This is a genomic window from Methylobacterium symbioticum, from assembly GCF_902141845.1.
Classification (GTDB): Bacteria; Pseudomonadota; Alphaproteobacteria; order Rhizobiales; family Beijerinckiaceae; genus Methylobacterium; species Methylobacterium symbioticum.
In genome coordinates this window covers 1-10,591 of the sequence record NZ_CABFPH010000145.1, presented here as the reverse complement: position 1 = coordinate 10,591, position 10,591 = coordinate 1, and the positions used below count along the sequence as shown (strand labels likewise).

The following is a 10,591-nucleotide window of genomic DNA, read 5'->3' as shown; positions in this document are numbered from 1 at the left end:
CCCCGGCCCGGGCGGGCCACAGCGCGCGGGGTGGGGGGACAGCGCCGCCGCCCCGGGCCCCCCGCCGGCCCCCGCGCCGGGGGCGGCCGCGCGGCGGCCCGCCCCGCCGCCCCCCGGGGGGGGGGCGGCGCCCGCGGGGGGGGGGCGCCCCCCCCCCCCGCCGCCGCCGGGGAGACCCGCCAGTGACCCGCCTCGCCCTGCCGATCCTGCTCGTCCTCGCGGCCGGCGCGGCCCAGGCTGCCGAGAGGGCGGCCGAGGGGCCGGCCCGCTCGCACCTCTGCCCGGAGGACGCGCCCGAGGGCGTGCGCCTGCCGCCGCGGCCCGGCTGCGGCACGGGGGCCGCGCGGGCCCGACGCGAGGGCTTCCGCGCACAGGGCGACGGGCTCGACATCCGGATCGGCGGCCGCGTCAGCGGTGATTTCGGCGTGCGGCGCTGAATGCTCCTCGTTCTCGGCATCCTGGCCGCCTTCGGCCTCTGGTGGCTCTCGAAGAAAGGGCGGACGCTCGATCCGCGCCTGACCGCCGGCCTCGTGCGCCGGGCCGCCTCCTGGGGCGCCCTCGCCCTCGCCACCCTGTTCATGCTGCGCGGCCAATTGCTGCCGGCCCTGGTTCTCGGGCTCGGCGGCGTCTGGCTGATGGAGGGGGCCGAAGGGCTCGGCCGACGCGCGCGGGACTTCGTGAAGGGGTTTTCCGGAGCGCCGCGCCCGCGGCTCTTCCGCTCCGCCCTCGTCGAGCTGGAGGTCGGCCCCGCCGACGAGCCGCTGGGCGGACGGGTCGTCGCCGGGCCCCGGGCGGGCACCCGCCTCGACGCCCTCGGCCCGGCGGAGGTCCGCGACCTCGTGCGGCTCTGCCGCGCGCGCGATCCGGACGGCTTGCGCCTGCTAGAGGCTTATCTCGACCGCCGGCGTCCCGGCTGGCGTGTAGACGCTGAGGCTGATCGCGACCCGGGGCCGTTCGGTGCGCCGCAGCCAGGGTCGATGACGCAGGAGGAGGCGTACCAGATCCTGGGGCTTCAGCGCGGGGCGACCGCCGACGAGATCCGGGCGGCGCACCGGCGCCTCATGAAGAGCGCCCATCCCGACCAGGGTGGAAGCGCGGAGCGGGCGGCCCGCCTCAATGCGGCCCGCGACAGATTGACGAACCGACATCGCTGAAACTCCACGCGCGTTGTCAGGACAGGGTAGGAACCGGGGTCGAGGCGGGCAGCCGTCCGCGCTCGCCGCGATCGAACGGATCGCGGCCGTGCCGGCGCAGCGGCGCCGGGTTCGCTCGGGAGAGATCAGCTCCGGGTGGCGAAGCAGCTGAAGCCGCTGCGCTTCAGCGCGGTGCAGGCATCCTGCGCGGCGTCCTGCTCGGAGAAGCCGGAGAAGCGGGCGCGGTAGAGCGTGGCGCCGCCATGCTCGACCTTCACCGTGTAGGGGGCGGCCTTGGCGAGGCTGCCGCCGACCTTGGCGCGGGCCTCGGCCAGCATCGCCTTCGCCTTGCCCTCGTCGTCCATGGCACCGAGCTGGATCACCCAGGCGGTCGGCACCACGCGCGGGCCGTTGGCCAGGGGCTTGGGCGCCTCGGTGCGGGCGGCCGGGCTCTCGACGGAGGCGAGGCGCGCCTCGGACTTGGCGCTGCCGGGGAAGGGGGCCTGGGCGGCGCTGCCGGCATAGGCCTGGGCGGCCTTCGGCAGGGTGCGGCCGGCGAACCCTGCGCTGCCGGGGGTCGCCGTCGAGCGGGAGGGGGAGATGTCGAGGGGCTGGGTGCGCTCGGTCGAGCTCGTGGTCTCGACCTCGTCGTCGTCCGCCGAGGCGAGCTGGGTGCGGGTGCGCGAGACCGCATCCGCCACCACGGCGGGCCGGGCACGCTCGGCGACCTCGACCGTGGGCGCCGTCTGGCGCGCCCCGGCATAGGCGCGGGGCAGGCTGCCGCGCACGAGATCGGCCATGATCCGGTCGCGGCTGGCGCCCGACTTGCCGCCCAGCACGATCGCCACGATCTGGCGGTCGCCGAGCTTGGCCGCGGTCATCAGGTTGAAGCCCGAATCGCGGGTGTAGCCGGTCTTGATGCCGTCGACGCCCTCGACCGTGCCGAGCAGGCGGTTGTGGTTGCCGATCACCCGGCCGCGGAAGGCGAAGGAGCGGGTCTGGAAGTAGCGGTAGTAGCGCGGGAACCGGTCCTGGATGGCGCGGGCCAGGATGGTGAGGTCGCGCGCCGTGGTGATCTGGTCGGCGTCGGGAAGGCCGGAGGCGTTGACGTAGGTGGTGCGGCTCATGCCCAGGGCGCGGGCCTTGGCCGTCATCATCTGCGCGAAGCGCTCCTCGGAGCCGCCGATATTCTCGCCGATGGCGCAGGCCACGTCGTTGGCGGATTTCGTGACGATCGCCTTGATCGCCTCCTCGACGGTGATGGTCGAGCCGGGGCGCAGGCCGAGCTTCGAGGGCGACTGCATCGCCGCCTTGGCCGAGATGGAGAGCTCCGAATCGAGCGCGAACTTGCCCCGCTCCATCTGCTCGAAGAGCATGTAGAGGGTCATCACCTTGGTGATCGAGGCCGGATGGCGCAGCGCGTCCTCGTTCACGGCGTGGAGCGTCTTGCCCGACTTCACGTCCACGACCATGGCCGCGTAGGGCGGGTTGTAGCCGCCGCCGGAACGGGCATGATGCGAGCGGCGGCGCGCTTCGGCGGGCGCGGTCATCGCCGTGAGGACCGCGGCGGCGGTCAGCGCGGCGGCGAGCGCCGGAACCGTCCGGGAGCGGCTTTGTACGCTACGCATCACGTTCGATCGCCCTCGACAGACCGGCTCCGGCCGGTTTGCATCGCACCATTCAGGCGGTCCGAACGCCATTCGCGTGGCCTCGCCGCATCGGTCGAAGATTAGGAAGGCGCGGTTACGCGGCGGTTAATGGAAACCGGCAAAATCAGGGCACTGCCAGGCTCCAGCCCAGGCCTTGACCGTATTGCTGCAACGCACAAAACTACGCTTTGTCGACCGACGATGCGGGAGGTCCGATGTCCGGCGCTACGATGTTCCAGCCTTTCCTGTCCCTGCCGTTCGGCGGCGCCTTCGGCGCACCCGGAATGGGCGCGCAGGCCCTGCCCGATCTCGGCCTGAAGAGCCTCGGGGCCGCCAGCCGCACGGCGTGGTCGATCGGCATCGAGTGGTACGACTACGCCAAGCAGGCGCAGGACATCGCCGTGGCCGCCGCCGAGCGGCTCGCTGGCGCACGCAGCGCGGGCGGCATCCTCGCGGTGCAGATGAGCTATCTGCGCGAGGCGGGCGAGCTGAACGCGGCGCGGATGCCAATCTTCTACGACCTGTCGCTCGCGCTCCTGAACGACCTCGCCCGGATCCCCGCGGCGCGGGGCCGCTGAGCGCCCGGCGGCGCCGGTGGAACCGACCGCTCCCCTCGGACAGTTTCGCGCAGGCGACTGGCGAAGTCGCCTATCGATCTGTAGATTGCGGGGCGCACCTGCCGCGGCGCGCCACGCGCGCCGGGACGGACGAGATCGCGGCTCCGGCAGCCGCACAGGGTTCGGTTCGAGAACGATGATTCAGGTCCCGATACTGGGCACCGCACACTCGCCGGCCGGCGCCGCGCTAGGCCGGGCGCACGTCCCCCGGATGGCCGGCGATACCGGCGGCTCGGGAGGGGACGACCGCTCGAACACGGCCATCATCACCCGCACGCGGACGCGGACGAAGCGCCCGAGCCTCTACCGGGTTCTGCTCCTCAACGACGACTACACGCCCATGGAATTCGTGGTGCTCGTGGTCGAGCGGTTCTTCAACAAGAACCACGAGGACGCCTACCGGATCATGATGCACGTTCATCACAACGGGGTGGGCGAGTGCGGCATCTTTACCTACGAGGTCGCGGAGACCAAGGTGACGCAGGTCATGGACTTTGCGCGCAAACACCAACATCCTCTCCAGTGCGTTATGGAAAAGAAATAGGCACCCACACAGAGGCCAGCTTTGCCCAGCTTCTCACGCAGCCTAGAACAAGCCCTCCACCGCGCCCTGGCGCTGGCCGGAGAGCGCCGCCACGAATATGCGACGCTGGAGCACCTGCTGCTCGCCCTGGTCGACGACCAGGACGCCGCCGCGGTCATGCGGGCCTGCAACGTCGAGATCGACACGCTCAAGCGCAGCCTCGTCGAGTACGTCGACACCGAGCTCTCGAACCTCACCGGTGACGGACGGCAGGACGCGAAGCCGACCGCCGGCTTCCAGCGCGTGATCCAGCGCGCGGTGATCCACGTGCAATCCTCCGGCCGCGAGGAGGTGACGGGCGCCAACGTGCTGGTGGCGATCTTCGCCGAGCGCGAGAGCCACGCCGCCTACTTCCTGCAAGAGCAGGACATGACCCGCTACGACGCGGTGAACTACATCAGCCACGGCATCGCCAAGCGCCCCGGCGCCTCCGAGGCCAAGCCGGTGCGCGGCTCCGAGGAAGAGGGCGCCTCGGAGCGTCCGAGCGACGACGGCGAGGCGCGCGGCACCAAGAAGAAGGGCGACGCCCTCGACACCTACTGCGTCAACCTCAACAAGAAGGCCCGCGACGGCAAGATCGATCCGCTGATCGGCCGCGAGGCCGAGGTGCAGCGCACCATCCAGGTGCTCTGCCGCCGGCAGAAGAACAACCCGCTGCTGGTCGGAGACCCCGGCGTCGGCAAGACCGCGATCGCCGAAGGGCTCGCGCGCAAGATCATCCAGCACGAGGTGCCCGAGGTTCTGGCCGAGGCCACCGTCTTCTCCCTCGACATGGGGACGCTGCTCGCCGGAACCCGCTACCGCGGCGACTTCGAGGAGCGCCTCAAGCAGGTGATGAAGGAGATCGAGGCGCACCCGAACGCGATCATGTTCATCGACGAGATCCACACGGTGATCGGCGCCGGTGCGACCTCGGGCGGTGCCATGGACGCCTCGAACCTGCTGAAGCCCGCGCTCGCCTCCGGCACCCTGCGCTGCATCGGCTCGACCACCTATAAGGAATACCGCCAGTACTTCGAGAAGGACCGCGCCCTGGTGCGCCGGTTCCAGAAGATCGACGTCAACGAGCCGTCGATCCCGGACACGATCGAGATCGTGAAGGGGCTGCGCCCGTATTTCGAGGAGTTCCACAAGCTCAAGTTCACCACCGATGCGGTGAAGGCGGCGGTCGAGCTGTCGGCGCGCTACATCAACGACCGGAAGCTGCCGGACAAGGCGATCGACGTGATCGACGAGACCGGCGCCTCGCAGATGCTGCTGCCGGAGGCGCGCCGCAAGCGCACCATCGGCGTCAAGGAGATCGAGGCGACCATCGCCACGATGGCCCGCATCCCGCCCAAGACCGTCTCGAAGGACGACGCGGTCGTCCTGCAGAACCTCACCGAGAACCTCAAGCGGGTCGTCTACGGCCAGACCAACGCCATCGAGGCGCTGACCTCGGCGATCAAGCTCGCCCGCGCGGGCCTGCGCGATCCCGACAAGCCGATCGGCTCCTACCTGTTCGCCGGCCCGACCGGCGTCGGCAAGACCGAGGCGGCCAAGCAGCTCGCGTCCTCGTTGGGCGTCGAGATGCTGCGCTTCGACATGTCGGAATACATGGAGCGGCACACGGTCTCGCGCCTCATCGGCGCGCCGCCCGGCTATGTCGGCTTCGACCAGGGCGGCCTGCTCACCGACGGGATCGATCAGCATCCGCACTGCGTGCTTCTGCTCGACGAGATCGAGAAGGCGCATCCGGATCTGTTCAACATCCTCCTGCAGGTGATGGACCACGGGAAGCTGACCGACCACAACGGCAAGCAGGTCGATTTCCGCAACGTGATCATCATCATGACCTCGAATGCGGGCGCCTCCGACCTGGCCAAGTCGGCCTACGGCTTCACCCAGAGCAAGCGCTCGGGCGACGACGTGGAGGCGATCAACCGGCTGTTCGCGCCGGAATTCCGCAACCGTCTCGACGCGATCATCTCCTTCGGCCACCTGCCGAAGGAGGTCGTGGCCAAGGTGGTGGACAAGTTCGTCCTCCAGCTCGAGGCGCAGCTCGCCGACCGCAACGTCACGATCGAGCTGTCGGACGAGGCCCGCGACTGGCTGGTGGAGAACGGCTACGACGATGCGATGGGTGCCCGGCCCATGGCGCGTCTGATCCAGTCCACCATCAAGACGCCGCTCGCCGACGAGGTGCTGTTCGGGCGCCTGAAGGACGGCGGCGCGGTCCGGGTCGTGCTGAAGAAGCCGGAGGATTCCGAGGCCAAGGCCGGCGTCAAGGACGCGCTCGGCTTCGAGTTCCCGGCGGGTCCGGTCACGCCGCGTCCCGAGAAGGACGTCACCAACGCGGCGAAGAAGAAGCGCTCCAAGCCGCGGGCGGCCAGCCGCAAGAAGCCGCCGAAGGACGACAAGGGCGGCCCCGGCGGCAAGGGCGTGCGCACCGTGCCGAAGGTGCCGCTCGTCCGGGCCTGAGCTTGCGCTCAGGCTTCCGTGATCGTGGCCGGGACGGTATGAGCGCGGCGGCGCCCGTTGAGGGGCCGCCGCGATCCGGAGGGGCTCCATGACCGACGACCTGCAAGAGGGCCCCCTCGCGCAAACCCAGTACGCCCCGGCGCCGACGAAGCTGACGGCCCGCGAGCAGCGCCGCCGCCGTCGGCAGCGGCGCAAGCGCGGCGAGGAGGTCCTGGCCTGGATCCTCGTGCCGGTGATCTGTTTCGGGCTCTACTGGGGCGTCAATGCGGGTTTCAGCGCGCTCGGCACCTCGCCGGGTCAGGTCTGGGACCAGCTCATGCAGGTCAAGGCGCTGATGGAGAAGCGCGCGGGCTGAGTCTGAGGGTGTCCAGAGGGCCTGAAGCCCTCTGGCGGGTGGTCAGGGCGGAGCCCTGACCCCGCTTCGCAGGGCTCCGCCCTGCACCCGCACAAGGTCTCGGACCTTTCGAATCCGGGACAGGGTCCAGCCGGTCAGCCCCGTCGCAGGGCGTGTACCGAGAACAGGGCCTCCGGATCGGTCCAGACCGCGCCGGCCGTCCAGCCCGCCTGCACCGCAAGCGCCCGGAAACTCTCGATCGTGTACTTGTAGCTGTTCTCGGTGTGGATCGACTCGCCCGCCGCGAAGTCGAAACGCCGGTCGGCCACCGCCACGCTCTGGGCGACGCGGCTGACGAGATGCATCTCGATGCGCGAATCCTGCGCGTTGAACACGGCGCGGTGGGCGAAGGCCTCCGTGTCGAAGCCGCCCGCGAGCTCGCGGTTGATCCGCTTGAGGACGTTGCGGTTGAAGGCGCCGGTGACGCCGGCCGCATCGTCGTAGGCGGCTTCCAGCACATCGCGCGCCTTCACGAGGTCGACGCCGACGACGAGCACCGCGCCCTCGCCGAGGATGGCGCCGAACTGGCGAAGCAGGCGTGCGGCCTCGGCCGGCTCGAAATTGCCGATGGTCGAGCCCGGGAAGAAGCCGGCCCTCGGCGCGTCGCCGAGATCCGCCGGCAGCGAGAAGGGGTGGGTGAAGTCGGCGGCGACGGGCTCGATGCGCAGGTGGGGGAAGTCCTGACCGAGGGCTGTCGCCTGCTCGCGCAGGAAGCTCTCGGACACGTCCACCGGCACGTAGGCGGCGAGGTCGGGCAGATGCGGCAGCAGCCGCCGCACCTTCGCAGTCGAGCCGCTGCCGAACTCCACCAGCGCCGCGCCGCGCGGCAGGGCGGTGGCGATCTCGGGCCCGCGGGTCTCCAGGATCCGCATCTCGGTCCGGGTCGGGTAGTATTCCGGCAGGCGGGTGATCGCCTCGAACAGGTCGGAGCCGGCGGCATCGTAGAAGTACTTGGCGGGCAGGGTCTTCTGCGCCTGGGAGAATCCGTGGACGACGTCGTCCAGGAAGGCGCGCGGCTCGGGCGCCTGGGTGACGGGCGTGGCGGCAGTGAACACGGGCTTGACGGTCACGGGCGGGCTCCTCGATGCGACGGGATCAGGCGCGCTGATGGGCGAGGCGCAGGCCCGTGAATTGCCAGCGCTGGTGAGGATAGAAGAAGTTCCGGTAGGGCAGGCGGGCATGGCCCTCGGGCGTCGCGACCGAGGAGCCGCGCAGCACGAACTGGTTGGCCATGAACTTGCCGTTGTACTCGCCGAGGGCGCCGGGCAGCGGCCGGTAGCCGGGATAGGCGGTGTAGGCGCTGCGGGTCCATTGCCAGACCAGGCCGAAGGCGTCGTCGAGCTGCCCGGCCCCGGCAGCGACCTCCCACTCCGCCTCGCTCGGCAGGTCGCGCCCCGCCCAGCGGGCATAGGCGTCGGCCTCGTAGTAGCTGATATGGGTGACCGGCAGGTCGGGCTCGACCGGGCGGCAGCCGGCGAGCGTCATCACGGTCCAGCCCGCGTCGTCGCGGCGCCAGTAGCCCGGCGCCTCCCAGCCCTGCTCCTGGGCCGCGATCCAGCCGTCCGAGAGCCAGAGATCGGCCCGCGCGTAGCCGCCGTCCCGCATGAAGGCCTGCCACTGGCCGTTGGTGACCAGCGCCCGGTCGATGGTGCAGGGCAGGATCAGCGCGTCGTGGCGCGGATGCTCGTTGTCGAAGGAGAAGCCCTCGCCCGCATGGCCGACCTGCACGATGGCGCGGTCCAGCTCAGCCGCTCCGCCGCGGCCGTGAGGTTTCGGGAAGCGCCAGCCCGGATCGTAGACGGCGCCGAGGGGGTTCTGCGCGAAGGCGTGCAGGATGTCGGTGAGGATCAGCTCCTGATGCTGCTGCTCGTGATAGAGCCCGATCTCCAGGATCGGCAGGACCAGCTCCAGAGCGGCCGGGGCGGCTTGGCCGAGCAGGGTCTCCACCGCCCGGTCGACATGCCGCCGATAGGCCGTGACCTCCTCCGCGTCGGGCCGGGTGATCAGGCCGCGCGCGATCCGCGGCTGACGCGGGCCGGCCGCGACGTAGTAGGAATTGAACAGGTAGTGCCAGCGCTCGTCGTGGATCGCGTATCCGGGCAGGTGCTCGCGCAGCAGGAACTGCTCGAAGAACCAGGTCGTGTGCGCCCGGTGCCACTTGGTCGGGCTGGCATCGGCCATGGACTGGATCTGCTGGTCTTCCGGAGAGAGCGGCGCCGCGCGCCGCTCGGTCTCGGCGCGCACGTGCCGGTAGGCGGAGAGCCACGCCGCGCGATCGATGGGCCGCGCGGTCGCCGGAGGGGGCGGAAAAGCCCGGCCCTCTCGCGCCGGGGCTTCACGGGTCGCCGCTGTCGCTGCCATCGCACATCGTCCTCTGCCTCGGGCCCCGGAGAAAACGTTCTGCTCCCCGGAGAGTTCTTTCGGCGGAGATATGGCTCCGGTTGCCCGCGGCGACGCGGGTGCGGCATCCGGACCCGGCAGGCGCGGCGATCGTGATCCGGAGCCTTTTTCCGGCCGCAGTGAGATGGCCTTAACCCTCGCCTCCGACACTGCCGTCTCGAAGCGTACGGGGTATCCTGGACAGATGCGGATCGATCTCATGGCCGGGGCCACCCTGTCCGTCGGAGCGGTGCCCGCTTCGGCCGAGCCGACCATCCTCGTGTTCGATTCCGGCCTCGGCGGCCTCACGGTGCTCGAGCAGGTGCGCCGCGTCCGGCCGGACGGGCGCTACGTCTACGCGGCGGACGACGCCGCCTTCCCCTATGGCCGCCTCGGCGAGGCGACCCTGATCGCCCGGGTGATCGCCGTGATGGAGCGGCTGATCGCCGTGCACCGGCCGGACCTCGTGGTGATCGCCTGCAACACGGCCTCGACCCTGGTGCTGCCGGCCCTGCGCCAGCGCTTCCGCACGCCCTTCGTCGGCGTGGTGCCGCCGATCAAGCCCGCCGCGGAGACGACCCGCAGCGGCCTCGTCTCGCTTCTGGCCACCCCCGGCACGGTCGCGCGCTCCTATACCCGCGACCTCATCGCCACCTATGCCCAGACCTGCCGCGTCGCTCTCGTCGGCTCGCCGAACCTCGCGAACTACGCCGAAGCCGAGCTTGCCGGCGAGCCGGTCTCGGACGCGGCGCTCGCGGCCGAGATCGCGCCCTGCTTCGTCAGCACCGCGGATGGGGCCCGGACCGACGTGGTGTGCCTGGCCTGCACGCATTACCCTCTGCTGCGCGCCCGCTTCGAGCGCATCGCGCCCTGGCCTGTGAGCTGGATCGATCCCGCCCCGGCCATCGCCCGGCGCGTGGTGCAGCTCATCGGCCCGGCGCCGCGCAGGGCCGATGCCGGCATGGCCGCGGTCGTCGGCACCTTCACGGGCGGGGCCCCCGCAAGCGCCGCCCTGCGCGCCTCGCTCGCCGCCCGCGGGGTGGCCGATCTCGGCGTCGAGGCGATGCCGCTGGTCCTCCAGTAGCGCGCTCCAGAACGGGTGGGGCGCTTGAGCGGCGCGCCGGCTTGGGCCAAGGCAGGGACGTCGTCAGGGGCGTCGGTCGCGCGAAGGATCCATGAGGAAGCCGAGAACGCTCACCCGGAAGCCGGAGCCCGAGCCGGAGAAGCCGGCCGCCAACCCGCTCCTGAGCCCCGAGAAGGTCGCGGACGACACCGAGTCGAGCATCCGTCCGCTGAGCCTGTCGGAGTTTGTGGGCCAGCGTGCGGCGCGGGCGAACCTGCAGGTGTTCATCGAGGCCGCCCGCAAGACCGGCCAG

General features: G+C 71.1%; 10 protein-coding genes and 1 pseudogene. 8 read left to right on the top strand and 3 right to left on the bottom strand.

The annotated features are described in order from the left end of the window. The first annotated feature begins 182 nt into the window (after positions 1 to 182). Complete coding sequence (locus MET9862_RS26645; RefSeq protein WP_185157019.1) at positions 183 to 437, top strand: hypothetical protein; 255 nt, start codon at positions 183 to 185, stop codon at positions 435 to 437. Then, on the top strand, positions 438 to 1,154 hold the full coding sequence (locus MET9862_RS26640; RefSeq protein WP_142585956.1) for a J domain-containing protein: 717 nt from the start codon (positions 438 to 440) through the stop codon (positions 1,152 to 1,154). It begins immediately after the preceding gene. A gap of 125 nt (positions 1,155 to 1,279) precedes the next feature. Here MET9862_RS26640 and MET9862_RS26635 read toward each other — a convergent pair whose 3' ends face one another. Continuing rightward, on the bottom strand, positions 1,280 to 2,761 hold the full coding sequence (locus MET9862_RS26635) for a D-alanyl-D-alanine carboxypeptidase (protein ID WP_142585955.1): 1,482 nt from the start codon (positions 2,759 to 2,761) through the stop codon (positions 1,280 to 1,282). A 236-nt stretch (positions 2,762 to 2,997) separates the two neighbouring features. Between MET9862_RS26635 and MET9862_RS26630 the strand changes: the two genes are divergently transcribed. The 4 genes from MET9862_RS26630 to MET9862_RS26615 all read left to right on the top strand — a co-directional run bounded on the left by MET9862_RS26630 (position 2,998) and on the right by MET9862_RS26615 (position 6,797). Further along, positions 2,998 to 3,360, top strand: a complete 363-nt coding sequence (locus MET9862_RS26630) for a phasin family protein (protein ID WP_142585954.1) — start codon at positions 2,998 to 3,000, stop codon at positions 3,358 to 3,360. Positions 3,361 to 3,535: 175 nt separating this feature from the next. Next, entirely contained in the window at positions 3,536 to 3,943 is a 408-nt protein-coding gene (gene clpS / locus MET9862_RS26625; protein ID WP_185157018.1) for an ATP-dependent Clp protease adapter ClpS, read from the top strand. A 21-nt stretch (positions 3,944 to 3,964) separates the two neighbouring features. After that, positions 3,965 to 6,442: an ATP-dependent Clp protease ATP-binding subunit ClpA gene (gene clpA, locus MET9862_RS26620; protein WP_142585953.1), complete on the top strand. Its 2,478-nt coding sequence runs from the start codon at positions 3,965 to 3,967 to the stop codon at positions 6,440 to 6,442. Positions 6,443 to 6,530: 88 nt separating this feature from the next. Further along, entirely contained in the window at positions 6,531 to 6,797 is a 267-nt protein-coding gene (locus MET9862_RS26615; RefSeq protein ID WP_142585952.1) for a hypothetical protein, read from the top strand. Between the two features lie 134 nt (positions 6,798 to 6,931). Here the strand turns inward: MET9862_RS26615 and egtD are convergent, their stop codons facing one another. Continuing rightward, positions 6,932 to 7,906: an L-histidine N(alpha)-methyltransferase gene (gene egtD / locus MET9862_RS26610; RefSeq protein WP_244612927.1), complete on the bottom strand. Its 975-nt coding sequence runs from the start codon at positions 7,904 to 7,906 to the stop codon at positions 6,932 to 6,934. A gap of 25 nt (positions 7,907 to 7,931) precedes the next feature. Further along, entirely contained in the window at positions 7,932 to 9,197 is a 1,266-nt protein-coding gene (egtB, locus tag MET9862_RS26605; protein WP_142585950.1) for an ergothioneine biosynthesis protein EgtB, read from the bottom strand. 223 nt (positions 9,198 to 9,420) lie between these two features. On the opposite strand from egtB, the gene murI reads away from it, so the two are divergent. Both murI and MET9862_RS26595 read left to right on the top strand, forming a co-directional pair. Beyond that, complete coding sequence (murI, locus tag MET9862_RS26600; protein ID WP_142585949.1) at positions 9,421 to 10,299, top strand: glutamate racemase; 879 nt, start codon at positions 9,421 to 9,423, stop codon at positions 10,297 to 10,299. Positions 10,300 to 10,390: 91 nt separating this feature from the next. Continuing rightward, a pseudogene (locus MET9862_RS26595) lies at positions 10,391 to 10,591 on the top strand (Holliday junction branch migration DNA helicase RuvB); the annotation flags it as partial.

What these genes read in the sequence shown, in the direction of transcription:
- MET9862_RS26640 (WP_142585956.1), top strand. Translation starts at nt 438, where the DNA reads ATGCTCCTCGTTCTCGGCATCCTGGCCGCCTTCGGCCTCTGGTGGCTC.
- MET9862_RS26635 (WP_142585955.1), bottom strand. Translation starts at nt 2,761, where the DNA reads ATGCGTAGCGTACAAAGCCGCTCCCGGACGGTTCCGGCGCTCGCCGCC.
- MET9862_RS26630 (WP_142585954.1), top strand. Translation starts at nt 2,998, where the DNA reads ATGTCCGGCGCTACGATGTTCCAGCCTTTCCTGTCCCTGCCGTTCGGC.
- clpS (WP_185157018.1), top strand. Translation starts at nt 3,536, where the DNA reads ATGATTCAGGTCCCGATACTGGGCACCGCACACTCGCCGGCCGGCGCC.
- MET9862_RS26615 (WP_142585952.1), top strand. Translation starts at nt 6,531, where the DNA reads ATGACCGACGACCTGCAAGAGGGCCCCCTCGCGCAAACCCAGTACGCC.
- egtB (WP_142585950.1), bottom strand. Translation starts at nt 9,197, where the DNA reads ATGGCAGCGACAGCGGCGACCCGTGAAGCCCCGGCGCGAGAGGGCCGG.
- murI (WP_142585949.1), top strand. Translation starts at nt 9,421, where the DNA reads ATGCGGATCGATCTCATGGCCGGGGCCACCCTGTCCGTCGGAGCGGTG.